Consider the following 22,754-nt stretch of genomic DNA (forward strand, 5'->3'; position numbering starts at 1 on the left):
CTCAATCGATGGGGTCATCCGCTCAATAAAGGTCCACAACCGCTCAATCGATGGAGTCATCCGCTCAATAGAGGTCCACAACCGCTCAATGTATGGAGTGATCCGCTCAATAAAGGTCCACAACCGCTCAATCGATGGGGTCATCCGCTCAATAAAGATCTACAACCGCTCAATCGATGGAGTCATCCGCTCAATAAAGGCCCACAACCGCTCAATGTACGTGCTTCATCCGTGAAAACTATACGAAATGTCATTGTTCATTTATACTGAATGAAAAACCAGTAGGAGTGTTCAGTTATGCATGTAAACTTTTATTCGAGGAAGAACTGTCAGCTTTGCGAGGAAGCCGAAGCGATGCTAAAACTTGTGCAAGAAGATTATCCTTTGACTTGGTCGACTATCGATATCGAATCGGATGATGAAATCCATGAAAAGTATATGCTCATGATTCCAGTCATTGAGATGAATGGTAAAGTGTTGGCGTATGGCAATGTCGGCTATATGGATATCATTGAACTATTTTAAGAAACACTCAAATATTTGAATAATTGATTATAAAGGTGTATGATGACATTATAAATCATATTTTTTTGACTTAGGTGGGACATTTTAAAAGTAGGTGGGCGATATATGACCAACTCAAAGGAGAATCTTTCCTTACACTCGAAACTACTTGAAGCACAACAGAAACTTGTGCCAGAAATGATGGATATACTGCAACAACGTTTTAAGTTACTGAAATTTATCGGCATGTCAGGTCCGATCGGAAGACGGCCATTAAGTTTGATGGCGGGATTATCGGAACGTGAATGTAGAAATGAGATGGAAAGTTTACGTTCTTTGAACTTGATACGCATCGCAAAAGAAGGTGCGACGATTACTACTGAAGGTGCGGAAGTACTTGACTCACTCCAATCGAGCATCGACGAATGGACGGGTAATAACCTGTTGGAAAGAAAACTGACATCACTTCTTGGCATAAAAGAAGTGAAAGTTGTAGCAGGAGATAGTGATGCCAACAAAGCTATCAAAGGCCAATTAGCAAATGAAGCGGCAAAGCAGTTCCTTGAGCGCATTGGCGATGGTCGGCTTGTAGCTGTCACGGGTGGCACTTCTGTAGCCTCGATTCCGCAATATATACAGCCTTTTGAAAGAGGCGAACGCTTGCACTTCATTGCCGCGAGGGGCGGAATTGGAAATGATATCGGTTTGCAGGCAAATATCATTGCAGCAACTTTTGCGCAAGCGTGTGGGGGCACATATAGCACTTTCTACTACCCTGAATCGCTCAGTGAAGAAGCACATGAAATCTTCAAACGTGAACCGGCTGCTATTGACATGATGAAACAATATGAACGAACAGATTGTGTCATCCATGGTATTGGAGATGCGCTACGCATGGCTGATATGCGTGGGACTGCAGAAGACGTAAAAAGCATGTTGCAGAAAAATGAAGCCAAAGGTGAAGCATTCGGATTTTATTTCAACGAAGTTGGCGATATTGTTCACAGGATAACGACTGTCGGTATTCAGACTGAACAATTGGAAAAAGTTCCGCTCCTTCTTGCTGTAGCTGGCGGAAAGAAAAAAGCTGAAGCCATTTTGTCGTATATGGCTAGTGCACCTCGGCAGACCCTGTTAGTGACTGATGAAGGTGCCGCTTTGGCAATGCTTGAGAAATTGGAGAGACATTAAAAATTGGAGGAAACTACTATGACTTTAAAAATGGCGATTAATGGATTTGGACGTATTGGACGTAAAGTGTTCCGAGAGGCAAGCAAGCATGAAGGAATCGAAATTGTAGCTGTCAATGATTTAACGGATTCAGCTATGCTCGCTCATTTATTGAAATATGATTCAGTGCACGGAATTTTTGACGCTGAAATCGGTTCAGAAGAAGGATACTTACTGTTAAATGGCAAAAAGATTAAAGTATACGCTGAAAAAGATCCTTCCCAACTTCCATGGGGTGAGTTGGATGTGGACGTTGTCATTGAATCGACAGGCGTGTTCAGAGATGAAAAAGGCTTGATGAAACATATCGAAGCAGGTGCGAAGAAAGTCATCTTGTCTGCGCCGGCTAAAGGCGAGATGAAAACGTTGGTCATGGGTGTCAATGAAAATGAATATGATCCGCAAAATGACAAAGTCGTATCCAATGCATCTTGTACGACAAACTGTCTTGCACCAGTCGTTAAAGTATTGAACGACCAGTTCGGTATTAAACGCGGCATGATGACAACAATTCATTCCTATACGAACGATCAGCGCATCTTGGATCTTCCGCATGAAGATTACCGCAGAGCGAGAGCGGCAGCTGAGTCCATGATTCCGACGACGACTGGCGCTGCATCAGCGGTAACGAAAGTAATTCCTGAGTTGAAAGGGAAGTTGGACGGTATGGCCGTACGTGTACCGACACCGAACGTGTCACTAGTCGATTTCGTTGCTGAACTTTCTAAAGACGTCACTGTCGAAGAAGTGAACAGTGCACTTAAGAATGCATCAGAAAATGAATTGAAAGACATTCTGTTCTATAATGAAATTCCGCTTGTTTCCAGAGACTATAACGGAAATACAGCATCTTCAACTGTCGACGGTCTATCGACGATGGTGATGGACGATAATATGGTGAAAGTGATCGCTTGGTATGATAATGAATCCGGTTATTCTGCCCGTTGTATCGACTTGGCGCTCTATATGAATGAAAAAGGAATTTGAAACACTGAAAGTATATAAAACATAGCCAATCCCATGGCTAAACCTTATAATAGAAAATGGGTAAGAGGAACGGTTGAACCCGTTCCTTTTTTACATTACATACGCTGGAATAATGGACAGAAGACAGTTGAAAGTCCTTGTTCTGAGCGCTTAAATTCTCGGAGGTGTACAGTTTACATGAATGCCAAAAAGACAATTAAAGATATTGACGTAAAAGGAAAGCGCGTTTTTTGCCGGGTGGATTTCAATGTGCCTATGGAAGATGGAAACGTGACAGATGACACGAGAATCAGAGCTGCTGTGCAGACAGTCAACTATTTAGCAGAACAGGGCGCGAAAGTTATTCTTGCAAGTCATCTTGGTCGGCCGAAAGGTGAAGTGAATAAGGACTTCAGATTGACGGCAGTTGGAGAACGGTTAGCTGAGCTTATTGGAAAAGACGTGAAAAAACTCGATTCATCGATTGGTGAAGAAGTGGAAAATGCTGTGAGCACTATGGACGAAGGGGATATTATACTTCTTGAAAATGTCCGCTTCCATGCAGGTGAAGAGAAGAATGATGCAGACCTTGCGAAGAAATTTGCAGCTCTTGCGGATATCTTCGTCAATGACGCATTTGGCGCTGCACATCGCGCGCATGCATCGACTGCAGGTATCGCTGAATTCATCCCTGGCGTCAGCGGCTTTTTACTTGAGAAAGAGCTTGATGTACTTGGCAAAGCATTGTCTGATCCGGAACGTCCTTTCACGGCAATTATCGGCGGTGCAAAGGTGAAGGACAAAATTGGAGTCATTGACAATCTGTTGGACAATGTCGACAATTTATTGATTGGCGGCGGTCTTTCCTACACATTCACGAAAGCACAAGGATATGAAACAGGAAACTCCTTAGTAGAAGAAGATAAAATCGAATTGGCCCAGTCATTCATACAAAAGGCGAAAGAGAAGAACGTCAATCTCTATTTGCCTGTTGACGCTGTTGTGGCAGATGCGTTTTCTGCAGAGGCAAACGTGCAAACGGTGAAAATCGACAGTATACAAGACGGTTGGATGGGGCTCGATATCGGCCCTGAAACAGCTGCGTTATATGCTGATGTTATTAAAAAATCCAAACTTGTAATATGGAATGGACCGATGGGTGTGTTCGAAATGGAACAATTTGCGGCGGGTACGAAACAAGTTGCTGAAGCGATGGCTGAAACTGAAGGCTATACGGTTATCGGTGGCGGCGATTCGGCTGCAGCTGTTGAGAAATTCCATGTCGCTGACAAGATGGATCATGTATCTACTGGCGGTGGAGCGTCGCTGGAATTTATGGAAGGTAAAGAGTTACCTGGAGTCACTGTACTGCAGGATAAATGACAGGAGGGGTACAATTGCGGAAACGAATTATAGCTGGAAATTGGAAGATGTATAAAACGATGGATGAAGCGAAAAGTTTTGTGACGGAAGTGAAGGGGCGACTGCCTGAATCGGATCAAGTCCAAGCAGTCATTTGTCCGCCATCACTCTATCTGTCTGAGCTTACAAGCTTATCAGAAGACTCGATGCTTGGCATTGGCGCACAGACGATGCATGATACGGACGAAGGAGCGTTTACAGGTGAAGTGAGCCCGAAAATGCTTGCTGAACTCCATATTCCTTTTGTTATTTTAGGTCATTCAGAACGTCGTCAATATTTCAATGAAACAGATGAAACGGTAAATAAAAAAGTGCTTGCTGCCTTCTCGCATGAGTTGACTCCAATCGTTTGTGTTGGGGAAAGTCTCAAACAGCGCGAAGAAGGTAAAACAGTTGAAACCGTAGCGATGCAAGTGAAGAAAGCATTTGAAGGTGTTCAAGCTGAACAGGCGAAGCGGGCAATTATCGCTTATGAACCGGTTTGGGCGATTGGAACTGGCAAAACAGCTACTGCGAATGATGCGAATGATGTGTGTAAAGAAATCCGTTCTGAAATCGGTCAGTTGTATGACGAGGAAACGGCTTCAGCAATACGTATTCAATACGGCGGCAGCGTAAAACCATCCAATCTTGCAGAATTATTGTCCATGGACGACATTGACGGAGCGCTAGTCGGTGGGGCAAGCCTTGACGCAGATTCGTTCGTTGAAATGATCGAGGTCGCAAGTCATGCGTAATGGACCAGTCGCATTGATCATCTTGGACGGTTTTGGACTACGGGATGAAAAGTTCGGCAATGCGGTCGCGCAAGCGAGTACACCGAACTTTGATATTTTATGGAACAACTATCCCCACTCAACGTTAACAGCATGTGGCGAGGCTGTAGGACTTCCAGAAGGGCAAATGGGCAATTCGGAAGTCGGTCATTTGAATATTGGCGCAGGGCGTATTGTCTATCAGAGCCTTACACGTGTCAATAAATCCATCAAAGACGGCGACTTCATGACGAATGCGGCATTGCTCGGTGCAATTGAACATGTGAAACGAAATGGTTCAGCACTCCATCTCATGGGGCTTGTATCGGACGGTGGTGTCCATAGTCATTATGAGCATCTGTTTGCGCTGCTTCGTCTTGCCAAAATGAACGGAGTCGAAAAGGTCTACATTCATGCATTTCTTGATGGGCGTGATGTCGGACCTCAAACAGCACCGGGTTATCTCGAACGGACAGAACAAGTACTTCAAGGCGTAGGGGTCGGCACAATCGCTTCTGTCTCAGGACGGTATTACGCAATGGACCGTGACAAAAGATGGGACCGCGTGGAATGTGCGTACCGCGCAATCGTAGACGGCATTGGAGAGAAGTTCCCGACAGCAATCTCGGGTGTGCATGCATCGTATGAAGAAGATATCTATGACGAGTTTGTCAAACCGTTCGTCATCGAAAAAGAAGGTGAACCGGTTGCCACTGTGAATAGTGATGATGCTGTCGTATTCTTCAACTTCAGACCGGACCGTGCGATTCAATTGTCACGTGCATTCACCGATCCGAAGTTTGACGGATTCCACACAGGGCCGAAACAGCTCGACAATTTGAAGTTTGTGTCATTTACTCATTACAGTGACGAAGTCCAAGCGGATGTCGTATTTACAAATGATAATCTTGAAAATACAATTGGTGAAGTGCTTGCTAAAAATGGTCTGCGACAATTGCGTATTGCCGAAACCGAAAAATATCCACACGTGACATTTTTCATGAGTGGCGGCAGGGAAGAGGAATTCGAAGGCGAAACGAGAATTCTCATCGCCAGTCCGAAAGTTGCGACATACGATCTGAAGCCTGAAATGAGTGCTGTAGAAGTGACAGAAGCATTACTTGCTGAAATCGAAGGTGACCGGCAAGATGCGATTCTGTTGAACTTTGCTAATCCTGATATGGTCGGTCATAGCGGCATGCTCGAACCGACGATTAAGGCGATTGAAACAGTCGATGCATGTTTAGGCAGGATTATAGATGCCCTCATGCTAAAAGGCGGAACGGCGATTGTAACGGCGGATCACGGAAATTCCGATGAAGTGTTGACACTTGAAGGAAAACCGATGACCGCTCATACGACAAATCCTGTCCCTGTCATTATTACGAAAGCGGATGTTGTGTTGCGCGAAGGCGGTATTTTGTCTGATCTTGCACCAACGATGTTAAAGCTACTTGATGTGAAACAGCCAGAAGAAATGTCCGGCACACCATTATTCTAATTAAAGGGAGAGAGTTATTATGCCAATCATTAGTCATATTCAAGCAAGAGAAGTCCTTGATTCACGTGGGAATCCAACAGTTGAAGTAGAAGTGTTCACGGAAAGCGGCGCGTTCGGACGAGCAATCGTTCCGTCTGGTGCTTCCACGGGAGAATATGAAGCGGTTGAATTGCGTGACGGCGACAAGTCCCGTTATTTAGGTAAAGGTGTTCTGAAAGCAGTAGATCATGTGAATGAAGTGATTGCTGATGAATTAGTGGAAAACTACTCAGTGCTCGATCAAGTTGTTATCGATAAAGCATTGATCGAATTAGATGGCACAGACAACAAAGGAAAGCTCGGTGCGAACGCAATTCTTGGTGTATCCATCGCTGTCGCTCATGCTGCAGCTGATTATTTGGATCTTCCACTTTATCAATACCTTGGCGGTGTCAACGCGAAGCAGTTGCCAGTTCCGATGATGAACATCCTAAACGGAGGCGAACATGCGGATAATAACGTGGATATCCAGGAATTCATGGTCATGCCTGTCGGTGCGGAATCATTCCGTCACGGACTGCGAATGGGCGCTGAAATCTTCCATAGCTTAAAAGACGTTCTAAAGTCTAAAGGCTTGAACACTTCAGTAGGGGATGAAGGCGGCTTTGCACCAAACTTAGCATCTAACGAAGAAGCACTATCGACAATTATGGAAGCGATTGAAAAAGCAGGGTATAAGCCAGGCGAAGAAGTATTGCTTGCAATGGATGTCGCTGCATCTGAGTTCTATGACAAAGAAGCGAAAAATTATTCGTTGGCTGGAGAAGGCATTACAAAAACGTCAGAAGAGATGGTTGCTTGGTATGAAGAGCTTTGCTCGAAATATCCGATCGTTTCAATTGAAGACGGATTGGATGAAAACGACTGGACAGGACATAAGTTGTTGACAGACCGTTTAGGCAAAAAAGTTCAATTGGTAGGGGACGATCTATTCGTTACGAATACGGAGAAATTGGCTCGTGGAATTGAAGAAGGTGTCGGTAACTCGATCCTTATTAAAGTGAATCAAATCGGTACATTGACAGAAACGTTCGATGCGATCGAAATGGCGAAACGCGCTGGTTATACAGCTGTCATTTCTCACCGTTCAGGTGAATCAGAAGATACGACGATTGCGGATATTGCAGTTGCAACAAACGCAGGTCAGATTAAGACAGGTGCTCCTTCACGTACAGACCGTGTAGCGAAGTACAACCAACTTCTCCGTATTGAAGACCAGTTACATGAAACAGCTGTGTATCTTGGGGAGAAGACGTTTTATAATTTGAAGAAGTAAGAACAGCAAAAGCCGGCGATTGCCGGCTTTTTGTCAAATTATTTAAAACATGTTGTAACAATATCTAATATTTGATAGAATGTAAACAGTGTTATGTTCGATTCAGGAGGTGGAACAAAGTGCATGCTTTGTTTATGACGTTATTAGTAATCGTATCATTGGCGTTAATTGTTGTTGTATTATTGCAATCCGGTAAAAGTGCTGGTCTTTCTGGAGCCATCTCCGGTGGTGCCGAACAGCTTTTCGGAAAACAGAAGGCACGTGGGTTAGACTTAGTGCTTCAACGAGTGACAATTGTACTTTCGGTTTTATTTTTCGTTTTGGCGATTGCCATTGTGAAGATTTAATTGAGATGATCTAATTGCATACATGACAAACGCCTGGCCAGCCGTATGGTCGGGCGTTTTTTATCTTGTTTGTTGGGAATAATGACATATATAGTTACTGTTTTGGGTGAAAGGATGAAAGAATATGAGAATTGCACAGCCTAAGCCGTTCTTTTTTGAGAGTGGGAAACGGGCGGTTTTGTTGTTACATGGATTTACAGGAACGTCAGCGGATGTACGGATGCTTGGACGTTTTCTTGAGAAGAAAGGATATACGTCGCTTGCACCGCATTACAAGGGGCATGGTGTGCCGCCGGAAGAGTTGATTGAAACGGGTCCGGATCAGTGGTGGGAAGATGTGGTTGCAGGTTTTAATCAACTAAGAGATGCAGGATATGAAGAAATCGCTGTTGGTGGTTTGTCGTTAGGTGGCGTATTTTCCTTGAAAGTAGGGGTTAAACTGCCAGTAAAGGGTATTGTAACGATGTGTGCTCCGATGTCGATGAAAACGACGGATACGATGTTTCAAGGTGTGTTGAAATATGCCGCTGATTATAAAAAGTTTGAAGGAAAATCAGCCGTTGAAATCGAAGAAGAGATGGAGGCGCTTCGCGTGCAGTCGATGCCGTCATTGAGAGATTTACGTGATTTGGTTTATCGTGTGAAAGATGAGCTTGGTCAAGTGGAAGCTCCTTTATTCGTTGTCCAGTCACGAAAGGATGAAGTCATTGATCCGAATTCTGCGAATGTCATTTATGATAAATCGAATGCTGTTGAAAAAGAACTTAAATGGTTTGAAGACTCAGGACATGTCATCACACTCGGTCCTGAAAAAGAGCAACTTCATGAAGATGTATATCAATTTCTTGAATCGCTCGACTGGAACGTGTGAAAATAGGGTTAGATGACGATAATAAGAAATGGAGGGATGTAATTGGACATGATTGAAGAAGAACTGAAAACACGCTTATTGGCGTTTATGAGAGAAGAAACGTATAAACCGATGACCGTTCAAGAAATCCAGGAAGAAATGGGTATTGAAGGTGCAGCGGAATTCAAGGAACTTGTGAAAATGCTCGTTCACTTGGAACAGAAAGGCAATATTATCCGGTCTCGCACGAACCGCTACGGCGTTCCTGAAAAAATGAATATGATGCGCGGGAAGTTCATCGGTCATGCGAAAGGCTTCGGATTTGTTGCGCCTGAAACGGATGGCATGGATGATATTTTCATTCCACCGCCTGAAGTGAACGGAGCGATGAACGGAGATATCGTTCTCGTCAGAGTTTCTAAAGGGTCATTCGGCGATCGCCGGGAAGGTTCAATTATACGGGTCGTGGAACGCAAAACGACGAAAGTGGTCGGCATGTACCAGGATAACAAAGGGTTCGGCTTTGTCATTCCGGATGATAAGAAATTGCCGATGGATATCTTTATCGGCAAAGGAAACGCGCTTGACGCGGTAGATGGCCATAAGGTTGTCGTGGAAATTACGGATTGGCCGAGTGATATGAAGTCTGCAACAGGAATGGTCGTACAGATTCTTGGTCATAAGAATGATCCAGGTGTTGATATTCTGTCGATTATCCATAAGCATGGCATCGAAGTGGAATTCCCGCAAGAAGTGATGGATCAGGCGAATAAAACACCTGATGAAGTGCAGGAGAAAGACCTGTTCAAACGCCGTGACTTGCGTGAAGATCTTGTTATCACGATCGATGGAGCAGATGCAAAAGACTTGGATGATGCAATTGGCTTAGTGAAAAACAGTGATGGGACATTCACATTGTCTGTTCATATCGCGGACGTCAGTCATTATGTACAACAGAACACACCTCTTGACGATGCAGCGTATGATCGCGGCACGAGTGTTTATTTGACGGACCGTGTCATTCCGATGCTTCCGCATAAATTGTCAAATGGTATCTGTTCGTTGAATCCGCATGTTGATCGTCTAACATTGTCTTGTTCGATGACAATCGACCATAACGGGAAAACGATTGATCATGAAATTTTTGAAAGTGTCATTAAGTCGAAAGAACGGATGACATATACAGACGTCTATAAGATCATCGAAGAAAAAGATGAAGAGTTGATGGAGAAGTATGCTCATATCGTTCCGATGCTTAACAATATGGCGGAGCTTGCGTCCATTTTACGCCAGAAACGAATTGACCGCGGAGCGATCGATTTCGATTTCAAAGAGTCGAAAGTACTTGTCGATGATAAAGGTTGGCCGACAGATATCGTTATTCGTGAACGTACGGAAGCGGAACGTCTGATCGAGGAATTCATGCTTGCAGCGAACGAAACGGTTGCAGAGCACTTCCATTGGCTTCAAGTGCCATTCTTGTACCGGATTCACGAAGATCCAAAAGCCGAAAAGCTTCAGCGTTTCTTCGAGTTCATCACGAATTTTGGTATTGTCGTAAAAGGTGCCGGGAATAAAGTGCATCCACGCGCTTTGCAGGAAATTGTCGAGTCGATTGAAGGCATGCCTGAAGAAACGGTTATTTCTACGATGTTATTACGTTCCATGCAACAGGCGAAGTATTTTGAAGAGAGCCTTGGTCACTTCGGTTTATCGGCTGATTTCTATACACATTTTACATCACCAATTAGACGTTATCCGGACTTGATCGTGCATCGATTGATCCGCACGTATTTGATCGAGAAAGATGTGTCTCCTCAGACGATTGCGCACTGGAACGCCAACTTGGCTGAAATCGCGCAGCATACGTCAGAACGTGAACGTCGTGCAGTCGATGCAGAACGAGATACGGATGCACTGAAGAAAGCGCAGTTCATGTTGGATAAGATTGGTGAAGAGTTTGACGGTGTCATCTCGTCTGTAACGAACTTCGGGATGTTCGTTGAGCTTGAAAACACAGTCGAAGGACTTGTGCATGTAAGCTATATGAACGATGATTATTATCGTTTTGACGACCGTCAAATGATGATGATCGGTGAGCATACAGGCAAGCAGTTCAGAATCGGAGATGAAGTGACGATCCGCGTTGTTTCAGTTAAGCCTGAGGAGTCTGCAATCGACTTTGAAATTGCGGGTATGAAGCAATCGTTCCATAGAGCGCGCAAAGAGACGCCGAAGGTCATTCATGCGAAAAAAGGCGGGGACCGTGCTTCTGCAGGTTCTTCGAAGCCGAAGTCGGATAAGAAGCCTGGATCGGGTAAACCGAAGCGGAAGTTTTATGAAGATGTCACGAAGGGTAAGAAAAAGAAGAAGAAACAGGCTCCTAGAAAGAGAAAATAATACTGAAGTGGGCGGCATCCGTATAAGTCGTGGATGCCGGCCGTTTCACCAGTAATTGTTGAAATGGGGGATACAGCATGGCGAAAGGTCAAGGGAAAGTATTGGCAATCAATAAAAAAGCGAATCATGATTTTGCTATTGAAGAGACGATTGAAGCTGGAATTGTTCTGCAAGGGACCGAAATTAAGTCGATTCGTAATGGTAAAGTCCAAATTCGTGATGCGTTTGTTTTGATCCGGAATAATGAAGCATGGATCTCCAATATGCACATTAGTCCGTATGAACAGGGGAACCAGTTTAACCATGATCCACTCCGTTCTCGGAAGCTATTACTGCATAAGAAGCAGATCAAGTCGCTTATCGGCCAGACAAAGCAAGAAGGTTTCGCAATTGTGCCACTTAAAATGTATTTGAAAGACGGCTTTGCGAAAGTGTTGATTGGCATCGGTAAAGGGAAGAAGTTGTACGATAAACGTGAAGACTTGAAGAAGAAAGAAGCGAAGCGTGAAGTCGAACGTGCTTTCAAGGCAAAACAGCAATATTGATTATCAGTCGAAAATGTAGTAAGATAAAGATAGTGAAATAGTTCAGAAGCCTTTCATTAGGCCTTCCTGACATCCCTATAAAGGTTGAATTTAACCTTTAGTTAACGGGGACGTTACGGATTCGACAGGGGTGGTCTGGGCTTGAGCTGCGCGTCGGAGGGATCGTCTCCGTCAGAAACGACAGTTAATAATAACTGGCAAAACAAACAACAACTTAGCATTCGCAGCGTAAGCTGATGAATCTGCCTAGCAGTTCCATCGCCCATGTGGCATTGTTAGGCTCAACTTAAGTGGGATACGGTAACTGTTGCCTCCTGAGGCAGTTGCAAGAGATTTCCGGGATAGCGTCACGAGTCGCCTTGATTGACGGCAAACGTGCGCGCGAATAAAAGTAGTCAATCTACACGCGTAGACGCTGAAGTAGCAGAGCCTTTGGACGCGGGTTCGACTCCCGCCGTCTCCATAGAAATTATGGAAAGCAACAAAACAGATTAGAAGCATGAATTTTCCGGATGGAGAATTTATGCTTCTTTTTTTATAGACATTTCTTTTCTTATTTTTCGCTAAGTGATGTAGACTATGGCAAAGTTGTTTAAAAGCTGAGGTGAATTTAAAAAGCATGATTCAAAGAGATATATTTTATCACGGCACCTTGGATATTTATAAGGATAGTTTAAAAGAATCGCGTTACGGGCAGATGCAGCGAATTTATATTTTCGGAAGTAGGGAAGAAAAATGATTGAATTAAGAAAGATTACCCACGATAATTTTGAAGCAGTGTTGAAGTTAAGCATAACAGATGAGCAGAAAGGAAATGTGGATTCCAGCATATATTGTTTGGCTAGAGCCTATGTGAGGATACTCAACGACGAAAAGCCTCCTATGATCTTCGCTATATGTCATCATGATGAAGTCATAGGATATGTCGATATGGGATTTTACAAACTGGCGGAAAGTTCAATTTTACATGAAAAATATGGAGATACATCTACTTATGGTCTTAATCGCTTTATGATTGATAAAAAGCATCAAGGCAAAGGATTTGGCAAACAAGCAATGATGAAAGTTATTGATTACATAAAGTCGTTTCCACAAGGAAAAGCCGATGCAGTTTCTACATCATATTGGATGGTAAACGAAGCCGCCCGGAAGTTGTATGCGTCTGTCGGTTTCGTTGAAACAGGAGCGAAATGGGACGGACAAACAGGGGGTAATTGGAGTGCAGAAAGAAAAGATATAGAGTATGCAGAAGTAGGTGCCAGACTCGGATTATAATGCTAACAATTTGAATCGTGCATCGTACAGTATAAGACCAACTATGCGAAGTCAATAGCAAAAATGCAAAATAGAAAACACAACATTAGCCATACAAAAGAGTGCACGCTTCCGCGAACCTATGCGGAAACAGGTTCGAAAAAGTAATAAAACGTTAAGCTAAACTATAATATTTATGAAGAAAGCATAGGAAGCATGAACCTTTCCAATCGGGGAGTTCGTGCTTCTTTTTTTAATGCTCAGATGCCGCTATGTGAAAATTTTTACTGGCCATCCGTCTCGCCACGGAACGACTTTGCCTCTATAATGAAGTGAACCATTATTTTTTGTACGCTCAGTAAAGGAGTTCATGCATGACTACTCAATTCTCAAAGAAACAAACCATCCTCTTGCTTCTCACCATTTTCGCGGTGTCCATCAATATGCGGCCCGCTATCACATCAATCGGCCCGATGCTCGATACGATTCGGGATGACCTCGCCCTCACCAACGCGCAAGTGAGCCTGCTTACCGCGCTGCCGGTCTTCTGCATGGGCTTGTTCGCGTCGTTTGCGCCAGTGCTGAACCGGAAGATCGGATTGACTCGGTCAATGTTTCTGATGTTGATCATCATTGGCGGCATGACGGTGCTGCGCGGGTTTTATTCTACCTACGCCGCTTTGCTCGTGTCTGCGATCTTGATCGGAATCGGCATTGCGGTCATCGGGCCGCTGTTGTCCGCAATGATCAAGCAGTTCTTTCCGGACCGGGCGACAAGCGTCATTGGCGTCTACACATTCGGCATGGGAGTCGGAGCGACGCTTGGCGCGGGGCTGACGGCGGTCTTTTTCAGATGGACTGGCTCGTATCCTTTCGCTCTAAGCATCTGGGCCTCGCTCGCACTGGTAGGGATCTTCTTCTGCGCGATTTCCTTGCGCGGCAATGTACGCTTGAAGCAGACAGAGACTCCGGCCGCGAACGGTGCAGTGAGAATCTCACCGTGGAAGCAGAAAAAAGCCTGGCTGTTCCTCGTATTCTTCGGTCTGCAGGCATCGAGCTTCTTCTGCGTCATCACATGGGTCGTCCCGATCGCGACGGACAGCGGCATGACACTCGTCGCCGCGAGCGGAGTATTGAGCCTGATGACGGGGATTCAGATCGTCTTGAACCTGATCTTCCCGATTGTCTACGAACGGTTTCCGAAACGGAAGCTCTGGCTACTGTTTTTCCTAACGATGGGCTTAATTTCGATCGGGTTGCTTTCCACTGGCAACTGGACACTCATGTGGATCAGCGCCATTTTCATGAGCCTGCCTCTTGCGGGCCTGTTCCCAATCACATTGCTGTTCCCACTAGACGCGACGGAAACTGCCGAAGACACGAATGCCTGGACCGCCATGATGCAGACTGGCGGCTATATTATGGCCGGCTTCGTCCCGCTCATCATCGCACTTGTCTACGACGTCACCGGCAACCATGCCTACACACTCTGGATTTTCGCCGTATTGTTCATCTGCATGATCGGACTGACGTTCTTGGTCGGGGAGCGGGAGCAGCGAGTTGGTTGATAAGGAGTTACCTTACAAGAGAATGGCGGTTGATGAAATTTGGCTGCGATGTGAGAGAGGTATTGACGTGCGGAGTATTTGAAGAAAAAGCAAAAACAAACAAATAAATAATAGGAATGAAAACATAGGAAGACTAACATCTCCCTATGTTTTTTCTTATTCTACGTTCTCTTCTTCTAATTTAATTGTACTGCATTTGAAATAGTGACAATTCATGAACTGTGACATTCTTGAGAAATGACTAAGGGATAGCCAAAGATTAAAAAAAGTTAATGAGAGTCTAATTGTTTTTTTAACATACCTTCACCTTCCTTTTATATATTGGGCGTAAGATAAACATTGTAGTAAATAAAAAGGAGGAACAAATCATGAGAAACAAAAAGAATAAAATACTTATCCCGGCAATAGCAGCAGTAGTTTTAGCAGGCGGGGGTTATAGTTTTGCAAATGCTGCCAATACACAAGTTAAGCATTCATCTGAGGTAGCGGTAGAAAACGATGATTTAAGCCAGGCTGAATTAGCTAAACAAGCAAAAATCACAGAAGAAGCAGCAACTAAAATAGCGTTAGAAAAAGTACCTGGCACGATCGATGAGGTGGAATTAGAGGACGAAGATGGAACAATTGTTTACGAGTTTGAAATTGTTTCAGAGGATGGTACTGAACAAGAAGTAAAAGTGGATGCAAACACAGGTAAGATTGTAAAAGTTGAAGCTGATGATGAAGATGGTGAGGAGCAAGGCCAAGAAGAAGACGATGAGCTAAGCCAGGCTGAGTTAGCTAAACAAGCAAAAATTACAGAAAAAGCAGCAACTAAAATAGCGTTAGAAAAAGTACCTGGCACAATCGATGAGGTAGAATTAGAGGACGAAGACGGAACAATTGTCTACGAGTTTGAAATTGTTTCAGCGGATGGCACTGAACAAGAAGTAAAAGTAGATGCAAAAACAGGCAAGATCGTAAAAGTTGAAGCCGATGAAGAAAATGATGAAGAGCAAGACGATTAAGAAGACGGTAGTCAAAACCAAGCAGAAACAGCTAAATAAGTAAATATGAATTTGAAAGATGCCGCGAAATCGTAAACATATTTCGCGGCACTTTTTATTGGGGAAATTCCTCATATTTGAAAGAAAAGATGGTTAAAATGATGATTCATAAAGCCTTGCCAAATATGTGTAATAGCCGATGCAAGGATAAAAGAATATAGGTAAGGGTGCCTTCATATGTGACCCTTTTATTGGAGAGCGATCTTGCATGAAAAAAATATTGATTATTGAAGATGAAAAGGATTTATCGAAATTTATCCAATTGGAATTAGAGTATGAGGGCTATGAAGTACGAACTGCCTTTAATGGAAGAGATGGTTTAGAACTGGCGTTACATGAAGATGTTGACCTTGTTTTACTCGACTTAATGCTGCCCAAATTAAATGGAATCGAAGTGTGCAGAAGAATTCGTTTGGTTAAGTACACGCCCATCATTATGATAACGGCTAGAGATAGCGTTTTAGATAAAATATCTGGACTGGATAGCGGGGCAGATGATTATATTACAAAACCATTTGAGATAGAAGAATTATTAGCAAGGATGAGGTCCCTTTTTAGAAGATCAGAAGTTCCCGTGAATCACAATACAATCATCTATCAAGATTTAGAGGTGAACATGGAATCCAGAACGGTGAAACGAGGGAAAGATGAAATTGAACTAACTAAAAAGGAGTTCGAATTGCTATATCTTTTACTGAAAAACAAGAACAGAGTGTTGACACGGGATATCCTATTAGAAAAAATATGGGGATTTGACACGACAATCGAAACCAATATTGTAGATGTTTATATTAGTTATTTACGTGCCAAAGTCGATCGAAAAGAAGAGGAATCCTATATTCAAACGGTCAGGGGTACAGGATATGTCATAAGAGATTAGGGGATAAAGATGCATGGATAAAAAAATGAAGAGGATCTCGATTAAGTGGAGGATGACTATCTATTCAGCTATTTCCATTTTTATTATTTTTATGTTATGCAACGTTCTGCAACTTATTCTCATCCATACGCTTACCACTAATCAGGAAGAAGACCAATTAAAGAAACGGTCGAAAGAAATTAGTACGTTAATCAAAGAACAATCTAAACGGAAGGATATAAAAACCGCTCTGTCTGAAGTTTTTTTTGGAAATATTTTAGGTGAGAATGAAATGATACGAATTTTGGATGACCAAGGACAGGAGCTTTTAAATATTTCAGAGGACTTTCCTGATCTGGAAAACAGAAACACGGAATTTGGTTTCCGCCGAATAAAGGAAGACAATGAAGGCTTACTTATGCTAACAAAACCATTAATCGTTGGATCCTTTAAAGGTTCACTTGAGATTGGACAAAGTGTGGAGACTTTTGATGAATTTATGGAAAGCGTTTTTTGGGTATTAATAGTAGGGACCATTCTATCACTCCTATTAAGTAGTATAGGTGGACAGCTTTTGGCGAGAAAGTTATTAGTTCCCCTTGCCATCATGACGAACACCATGAGAAAAATTGAAGACAAGCATTTCCAAGAGCGAATGCCCGTTTTAGAATCCAATGATGAATTTTCGCAACTTAGTTCGATCTTTAATTCAATGATGGATCGAATTGAGGCTTCAATGGAGCAGCAGAGACGATTTGTGGAAGATGCATCTCATGAGCTCAGAACACCATTAGCCGTTATTCATGGCCACCTTTCGTTATTGCAAAGATGGGGTAAAAATGATGAAGAAGTATTAGAGAATTCCCTGCAAACAAGCATTAAAGAAACCAATCGATTGATCGAACTAACAAATCGATTATTAATGCTTACTCGTATGGATAAACAAGAAGACCAAGAAAGTATCATTGCTTGTGATGCTACAGAAATCATGAATGAAGTTATTCACGACTACGAACTCATATACGGGCAACTAGAAATAACAGAGGATATGACGAAAGCCAATCGGTTAATTGCGATCCCACAAGAACAGTTGAAGCAAGTTCTAATCATCCTACTAGATAACGCCATAAAGTACAGTGGAGAGCAGAAAGAAATCGCGATAAGATCCAGTAATCATGAAAATAACTACAAGATCGAAATTGAAGACAATGGATATGGGATCAGCCAAGAGGATCTCCCCTTTATTTTTGATCGTTTTTATCGAGCGGATAAGGCTCGCAGCAGGGAAGAAGGCGGAACGGGTCTAGGACTTTCTATAGCAAAGGATATCCTAACTAAAAACAGAGGAAATATTTCAGCGGCGAGTAAGCTGGGAGTGGGAACCATCATTACTTTGGAAATACCGTACACTAATTAATCGTTTATCATCATTCCAAGTGAGAATCATTTTGTAGCAGGTTCTCATTGAATTTAGGATTGTTTCAGAACCTGGTTCCCTGTATGACAGGGTGGCTGGGCTTGAGGTGCGCGTTGGAGGGCTCGTCTCCGTCAGAAACGACAGTTAATAAAACTGGCAAAACATACAACCTAGCATTCGCAGCGTATGCTGTTGAGTCTGCCTAGCAGTTCCATCGCCCATGTGGCATTGTTAGACCTATTAGTGGGATACGGTAACTGTCGCTTCCTGAGACCGTTGCAGGAGATTATCAGGATAGCGCTCACGGATAGCCTTGATTGACGGCAAACGTGCGTGCGAATTGAAAGTAGTCAATCTACACGCGTACCCGCTGAAGTAGCAGAGCCATTGGACGTAAGTTCGACTCTCACCTTCTCCATAAATAAATAGGATTGATAAAAATAGTCGTAACAATGATTTAAAAAGATAGGGGTATTGAACGGGAGCTGTACTCTTGGGCAATATCCTTATTTTTTACGTTATAAATGATTATTAATAAGATCTTTGCCGTTCATCTAAAAGTACTAAGGATATTAAAAAGAAATAGAAGACGGACCTTCTATTTCTTATAGGGAATATTCAACAATTCAGGAACAGCCAGTTAAGAAAACTTTCAAAACAAACAGCAACCTCGCATTCGCTTTTGTACGCAAAATTTAGAATTCCATTCGCTTTCTAGAAATGAAGTGATAAAATGCATGTATATGGCAATAAACAACATATAAAGAAATGGCGTGGGGAGTGAAACGGGGATGGGCAAGAAGAGAAAAACCTTACCGAAAAACTTCGATGAACTAATTGAAGCGGGAGACATATCGGCATTAAAAGAGCTATTTACCCGATGTGAACTGGATGCACGAGGCGGTTACAGTAAATCAACAGCCTTGAGTTTCAATCTATCGAATGAAATGGTTTGTTGGCTCGTGGAACAGGGCGCAGATATTAATGCTAAAGACAGTTACGGAAGAACTGCTCTACATAAACACGCAATGAGTTGGTGGGGGAATGCTGAATTACTGCTTGAGTTGGGTGCAGATATCGAAGCCCTTGATTATCAAAACGAGACACCATTATTTGCCGCCGCAGGGTCATTTAAGCCAAATGCAGTCCATACGTTGGTAGTTAAAGGCGCAGATCTAAGCGCAAGAAATAATATGAACCTGACTCCTTTAGAAAAAGCTTTGGCTAATTGTAGAAATATAGATATTGTTCATATGGTGGAAGTTGCAGATGTTTTGCTAAACGCTGGAGCAACTGTGACAGAGAAAATGAAAGAATCGATTAAGCGCATTGGTAACGAATTTGAATTCCACAGAGATGGATTTAATAAAGAGTATTTGGATCAAACGGATGAGGCACTTTACCGTCTATATGAACTATTTGACGTTCCCTCGGTAGGGAAACGAAAGACTCATGATGGCACGTCTCCAATAACAGTTTCAACAAAGGGATGGCTGGCCCAACATGATGAACTCTGGAATTTACTAATTCCTTCACAAGGACATGCGAACACCGTGCAGGGTGAGGTAATCCGTATTACTGGCAAAGTGTCATATGAAGTTTTAGATAATGGCGGCATCAACTGGGACAATCATTTTCGTCAGATGCTCAATCATTTACATCATTACTTTAGCTTGGGCACACCATTACAACCCGCTGCACTTCAGGAGGTAGAAGCATTAGCGAAAAAACTTCACAAAGGTCAGGGTACTGATGAACCTGCAAGACTATGCGAAATGGCAGTACAATGGGTACTAAGCAATCCGGATCCAATCACTATGGAACAGCCCGATTATAAGCGATAGAATGGGGGACTTATATTGATGACATACGAAATTCCTGAACTCTTAAAGGAACATGAAAACCTAATACAAGGTACTTTGAGGTATAGCAACGAAATCCGTTTTAAGCGTGAAGAAACAAAACCTTGGGAAAGTAAATTAGGTGGGTGTCCCTATTTGAAAAGCATTGAAGATTATCCCACCGATGAAAATGGAAACCCTATGTTGTTTTTAGCACAAATCAATCTGGTGGATCTTGAAAATCTAGATGAATTGCCAGAAAAGGGATTACTGCAATTTTTTGTTGCAAACGATGATCTATTTGGCTTGGAAGATCCGATTCGAGTACTATACATTGAAGATTACGAAGAGAACGAAGAACATTTAGTAAAGAAACATCCTTATGAAAACGAAGAATATAACAGGAGTCTTCCTTTTTCACACAACGGTAAAATGTATTTTACATCAAGGGAGATGCCTATGTCTTCATCATTAGAATTATTTCAGGATACATTTATGAAACTATCAGAAGTAGAATATGAGAAACTTAGTGATGATTGTTATAGCAGCGATAGCAGAATTGGCGGTTACCCCTATTTTGTTCAGAATGACGATATCGGTTTTGACGATGGCGATTTTCTATTATTACAACTGGACATCGATGAGGAATGTGGCATTATGTTTGGGGATTCCGGAAATTGTGTTTTCTCTATTCCAAAAGAAGCTTTGAAAAAGAGGGATTTCTCAAAAGTAGTTTATGATTGGCAATGTTGCTAGCCGAAGTAGCAGAGCCTTTGGACGTGGGTTCGAGAATCACTGATAAGAAAAAGCCATCCCCTCCACATGCGGAGAGAATGACTTTCCTTGAAACAACTGATTGCAGTTTTGCCCAACATACCGCTAACCAGTTCGTAAATTGTTCACCTTTGTCACCATCATACGCATCAAAGACATCTAAACGCATACGTTTTAGCTGGTCCGTAAAGTCTGCCACTGTGTGGTCCTTCGGCAAGCTCTTTTCACCCGTAGGAAAATTTTGTCCGTGTATTTAATAATATCAAAACGTGCAGGAGACGGCTTCTCTACGTCTTCACCAAACGCTACAAGTGCTTCATAGGCTGCTAATTGCACCTTGTTGACCGTATCATGCTTCATACGATTTTATAATAAATTAATGACTTTTTCATATTAATAAGTCAATAGTATTTCCACTGCGTCTAAACGATCTCGCCAACTAGACGTATAATTGGCCTGTTTTTTTAACGTTTCATATTGCTCAGGTAATGCTGTTTCAAACTGTTTCAAGTAATAGCACCTCTTTTTTAACTAGAGGAAAAATGAATTCTTCTCTGCTTCACTTATTATACGTTGTCTAGGTGAAAATAGCGATGAATCGCTTGTAAGGCGATTCAGAAATAAACGAGTGCCCGGTACTTGAATATAAGAATTTCGAATGGTTTCAGAAAGTGGCACCGTGAAATACTTCTCTTTTAGGGGACGTTACGGATTCGACAGGGGTGGTCTGGGCTTGAGCTGCGCGTCGGAGGGATCGTCTCCGTCAGAAACGACAGTTAATAATAACTGGCAAAACAAACAACAACCTAGCATTCGCAGCGTAAGCTGATGAATCTGCCTAGCAGTTCCATCGCCCATGTGGCACTGTTAGGCTCACCTATTAGTGGGATACGGTAACGGTCGCCTCCTGAGGCCGTTGCAAGAGATTATCAGGATAGCGCTCAAGACGCCTTGATTGACGGAAACGTGCGCGCGAACCGTAAGTTGTCAATCTACACACGTAGACGCTGAAGTATTGGAGCCTTTGGACGCGGGTTCGACTCCCGCCGTCTCCATAAGTTTTTCTAGCTTACGGAGTGTTTGGTCAATTATTTGTCGTAAATTTCGAGAAACAAAGATAAAATGTTTCAATTTTATGGTAATATGAATAGACGTAGTAAATTATTCAGATAAAATGTATGTCTTATAAAAAGGGGTAAAAAATTGACTAGAGCTTTAGAGGTAAGAAAAATATTATCTTGTAAAATTAACGAATCTAATTTACATTCCTATTTTATCGATTTTGATTTAGATGATGATGGAAGTTTAACTCAGATGGTTAAACAATTTACTAGATTATTGACTGAAGAAATTCCTAGTTTTGCTTTAGGGTATCATCAAGGGACAATGGTTGCTCAGGAAAACATGGTTCGAGTTTTAATAGAAGCTGCAAATTCAATTTATAAAATAGACGCTTATGAAAAAGCCGCACAAACATATTTGAATGATGGATATTTTGAAGACGATTTCGAGGACAAATATTTAAAAAGAGGAGAATTTGGCGAGTTAATACTTCATTTTATACTAAAATACTTTTTTAACACATTACCCTTAGTCGCCAAAATCTATTTTAAAGATTCTTATGGACATGCTGTACATGGGTTTGACTCTGTTCATATAAACACTGAGTCTAGTACTCTTTGGTTGGGAGAATCAAAATTATATACTGATGGTGCTAGAGGTATAGATGCTTTAGTAGAAGATTTATTTGAGCATTTCAATAGTGATTACTTCGAAAACGAGTTCACTATTATTTCAAAGAGAATAAAAGATACAGAGAAGAACTTAGAGAAATCAGGTGCAAATCCTAGCTATTGGATTGACTTATTGAATAGTTATACTAAATTATCGGAAAAGCTGGATAAGATAGTTGTCCCGATGTTTTGTGCCTATGAAACAAAAGTTTTCTCTAATTATAGTAATACAGCTCAGTTTGAGAAAGATTATATTGAAGAAATAAAGAAGTTAAATAGCAGGTTTACTTCAAAAAAATCAAAACACCCCTGGGACAAAAAATTAAACATTGTAGTAATACTAGTTCCGTTAGAAAGTAAGAAAAAGTTGATTTCTACGCTTCATAATAAACTAAAGATGCTTCAGGCATTAGGGGGCTAAGTATAG

General features: G+C 42.3%; 20 protein-coding genes and 3 other RNA genes. All 23 read left to right on the plus strand.

Annotation, left to right across the window (positions count from 1 at the left end):
• Positions 1–235, plus strand: a 235-nt coding sequence (locus H9649_RS17880; RefSeq protein WP_225229903.1) for a hypothetical protein, incomplete at its 5' end; no start/stop codon positions are given.
• A gap of 62 nt (positions 236–297) precedes the next feature.
• Positions 298–525, plus strand: coding sequence for a glutaredoxin family protein (locus H9649_RS14030; protein WP_191695537.1), 228 nt, complete (start codon positions 298–300; stop codon positions 523–525).
• 105 nt (positions 526–630) lie between these two features.
• Positions 631–1,695 (plus strand): sugar-binding transcriptional regulator, encoded by a 1,065-nt coding sequence (locus H9649_RS14035; protein ID WP_191695538.1) that lies wholly within the window; start codon positions 631–633, stop codon positions 1,693–1,695.
• Positions 1,696–1,713: 18 nt separating this feature from the next.
• Positions 1,714–2,721 carry a type I glyceraldehyde-3-phosphate dehydrogenase gene (gap, locus tag H9649_RS14040; protein ID WP_191695539.1) on the plus strand — a complete coding sequence of 336 codons (1,008 nt, stop codon included), beginning with the start codon at positions 1,714–1,716 and terminating at the stop codon, positions 2,719–2,721.
• Between the two features lie 177 nt (positions 2,722–2,898).
• The gene (locus H9649_RS14045; protein WP_191695540.1) at positions 2,899–4,083 is read left to right on the plus strand and encodes a phosphoglycerate kinase; all 1,185 of its coding nucleotides are present in this window, start codon (positions 2,899–2,901) and stop codon (positions 4,081–4,083) included.
• 14 nt (positions 4,084–4,097) lie between these two features.
• Entirely contained in the window at positions 4,098–4,859 is a 762-nt protein-coding gene (gene tpiA, locus H9649_RS14050; protein WP_191695541.1) for a triose-phosphate isomerase, read from the plus strand.
• Positions 4,852–6,378 (plus strand): 2,3-bisphosphoglycerate-independent phosphoglycerate mutase, encoded by a 1,527-nt coding sequence (gene gpmI / locus H9649_RS14055; protein ID WP_191695542.1) that lies wholly within the window; start codon positions 4,852–4,854, stop codon positions 6,376–6,378. Before tpiA ends, gpmI begins: the two co-directional genes overlap by 8 nt.
• Before the next feature lie 19 nt (positions 6,379–6,397).
• Positions 6,398–7,693, plus strand: coding sequence for a phosphopyruvate hydratase (gene eno, locus H9649_RS14060; protein WP_191695543.1), 1,296 nt, complete (start codon positions 6,398–6,400; stop codon positions 7,691–7,693).
• Positions 7,694–7,812: 119 nt separating this feature from the next.
• The gene (gene secG, locus H9649_RS14065; RefSeq protein ID WP_191695544.1) at positions 7,813–8,040 is read left to right on the plus strand and encodes a preprotein translocase subunit SecG; all 228 of its coding nucleotides are present in this window, start codon (positions 7,813–7,815) and stop codon (positions 8,038–8,040) included.
• Positions 8,041–8,164: 124 nt separating this feature from the next.
• Entirely contained in the window at positions 8,165–8,911 is a 747-nt protein-coding gene (locus H9649_RS14070) for an alpha/beta hydrolase (protein ID WP_191695545.1), read from the plus strand.
• A gap of 48 nt (positions 8,912–8,959) precedes the next feature.
• Positions 8,960–11,290: a ribonuclease R gene (gene rnr, locus H9649_RS14075; RefSeq protein ID WP_225229910.1), complete on the plus strand. Its 2,331-nt coding sequence runs from the start codon at positions 8,960–8,962 to the stop codon at positions 11,288–11,290.
• Positions 11,291–11,367: 77 nt separating this feature from the next.
• Complete coding sequence (gene smpB / locus H9649_RS14080; protein WP_191695547.1) at positions 11,368–11,835, plus strand: SsrA-binding protein SmpB; 468 nt, start codon at positions 11,368–11,370, stop codon at positions 11,833–11,835.
• Between the two features lie 106 nt (positions 11,836–11,941).
• Positions 11,942–12,301, plus strand: a transfer-messenger RNA (tmRNA) gene (gene ssrA, locus H9649_RS14085).
• Positions 12,302–12,570: 269 nt separating this feature from the next.
• Positions 12,571–13,110: a GNAT family N-acetyltransferase gene (locus H9649_RS14090; RefSeq protein WP_191695548.1), complete on the plus strand. Its 540-nt coding sequence runs from the start codon at positions 12,571–12,573 to the stop codon at positions 13,108–13,110.
• A gap of 353 nt (positions 13,111–13,463) precedes the next feature.
• Positions 13,464–14,657 (plus strand): MFS transporter, encoded by a 1,194-nt coding sequence (locus H9649_RS14095; protein WP_191695549.1) that lies wholly within the window; start codon positions 13,464–13,466, stop codon positions 14,655–14,657.
• A 368-nt stretch (positions 14,658–15,025) separates the two neighbouring features.
• On the plus strand, positions 15,026–15,664 hold the full coding sequence (locus tag H9649_RS14100; RefSeq protein ID WP_191695550.1) for a PepSY domain-containing protein: 639 nt from the start codon (positions 15,026–15,028) through the stop codon (positions 15,662–15,664).
• A gap of 247 nt (positions 15,665–15,911) precedes the next feature.
• On the plus strand, positions 15,912–16,583 hold the full coding sequence (locus tag H9649_RS14105) for a response regulator transcription factor (RefSeq protein WP_191695551.1): 672 nt from the start codon (positions 15,912–15,914) through the stop codon (positions 16,581–16,583).
• A gap of 13 nt (positions 16,584–16,596) precedes the next feature.
• Positions 16,597–17,979 (plus strand): HAMP domain-containing sensor histidine kinase, encoded by a 1,383-nt coding sequence (locus tag H9649_RS14110; RefSeq protein WP_191695552.1) that lies wholly within the window; start codon positions 16,597–16,599, stop codon positions 17,977–17,979.
• Positions 17,980–18,064: 85 nt separating this feature from the next.
• Positions 18,065–18,400: a transfer-messenger RNA gene (gene ssrA / locus H9649_RS14115) on the plus strand.
• Positions 18,401–18,770: 370 nt separating this feature from the next.
• Complete coding sequence (locus H9649_RS14120) at positions 18,771–19,823, plus strand: ankyrin repeat domain-containing protein (RefSeq protein ID WP_191695553.1); 1,053 nt, start codon at positions 18,771–18,773, stop codon at positions 19,821–19,823.
• 18 nt (positions 19,824–19,841) lie between these two features.
• Entirely contained in the window at positions 19,842–20,576 is a 735-nt protein-coding gene (locus tag H9649_RS14125) for a YwqG family protein (protein WP_191695554.1), read from the plus strand.
• A 716-nt stretch (positions 20,577–21,292) separates the two neighbouring features.
• Positions 21,293–21,652, plus strand: a transfer-messenger RNA (tmRNA) gene (ssrA, locus tag H9649_RS14130).
• Between the two features lie 145 nt (positions 21,653–21,797).
• Entirely contained in the window at positions 21,798–22,748 is a 951-nt protein-coding gene (locus H9649_RS14135) for a HamA C-terminal domain-containing protein (RefSeq protein WP_191695555.1), read from the plus strand.
• Positions 22,749–22,754: the final 6 nt, after the last annotated feature.

Source organism: Sporosarcina quadrami, assembly GCF_014836615.1.
In the GTDB taxonomy this organism is placed as follows: domain Bacteria; phylum Bacillota; class Bacilli; order Bacillales_A; family Planococcaceae; genus Sporosarcina; species Sporosarcina quadrami.

Coding starts and splice junctions, on each gene's coding strand:
- H9649_RS14030 (WP_191695537.1), top strand. CDS start 298: ATGCATGTAAACTTTTATTCGAGGAAGAACTGTCAGCTTTGCGAGGAA.
- H9649_RS14035 (WP_191695538.1), top strand. CDS start 631: ATGACCAACTCAAAGGAGAATCTTTCCTTACACTCGAAACTACTTGAA.
- gap (WP_191695539.1), top strand. CDS start 1,714: ATGACTTTAAAAATGGCGATTAATGGATTTGGACGTATTGGACGTAAA.
- H9649_RS14045 (WP_191695540.1), top strand. CDS start 2,899: ATGAATGCCAAAAAGACAATTAAAGATATTGACGTAAAAGGAAAGCGC.
- gpmI (WP_191695542.1), top strand. CDS start 4,852: ATGCGTAATGGACCAGTCGCATTGATCATCTTGGACGGTTTTGGACTA.
- eno (WP_191695543.1), top strand. CDS start 6,398: ATGCCAATCATTAGTCATATTCAAGCAAGAGAAGTCCTTGATTCACGT.
- H9649_RS14070 (WP_191695545.1), top strand. CDS start 8,165: ATGAGAATTGCACAGCCTAAGCCGTTCTTTTTTGAGAGTGGGAAACGG.
- rnr (WP_225229910.1), top strand. CDS start 8,960: ATGATTGAAGAAGAACTGAAAACACGCTTATTGGCGTTTATGAGAGAA.
- smpB (WP_191695547.1), top strand. CDS start 11,368: ATGGCGAAAGGTCAAGGGAAAGTATTGGCAATCAATAAAAAAGCGAAT.
- H9649_RS14090 (WP_191695548.1), top strand. CDS start 12,571: ATGATTGAATTAAGAAAGATTACCCACGATAATTTTGAAGCAGTGTTG.
- H9649_RS14095 (WP_191695549.1), top strand. CDS start 13,464: ATGACTACTCAATTCTCAAAGAAACAAACCATCCTCTTGCTTCTCACC.
- H9649_RS14100 (WP_191695550.1), top strand. CDS start 15,026: ATGAGAAACAAAAAGAATAAAATACTTATCCCGGCAATAGCAGCAGTA.
- H9649_RS14105 (WP_191695551.1), top strand. CDS start 15,912: ATGAAAAAAATATTGATTATTGAAGATGAAAAGGATTTATCGAAATTT.
- H9649_RS14110 (WP_191695552.1), top strand. CDS start 16,597: ATGGATAAAAAAATGAAGAGGATCTCGATTAAGTGGAGGATGACTATC.
- H9649_RS14120 (WP_191695553.1), top strand. CDS start 18,771: ATGGGCAAGAAGAGAAAAACCTTACCGAAAAACTTCGATGAACTAATT.
- H9649_RS14125 (WP_191695554.1), top strand. CDS start 19,842: ATGACATACGAAATTCCTGAACTCTTAAAGGAACATGAAAACCTAATA.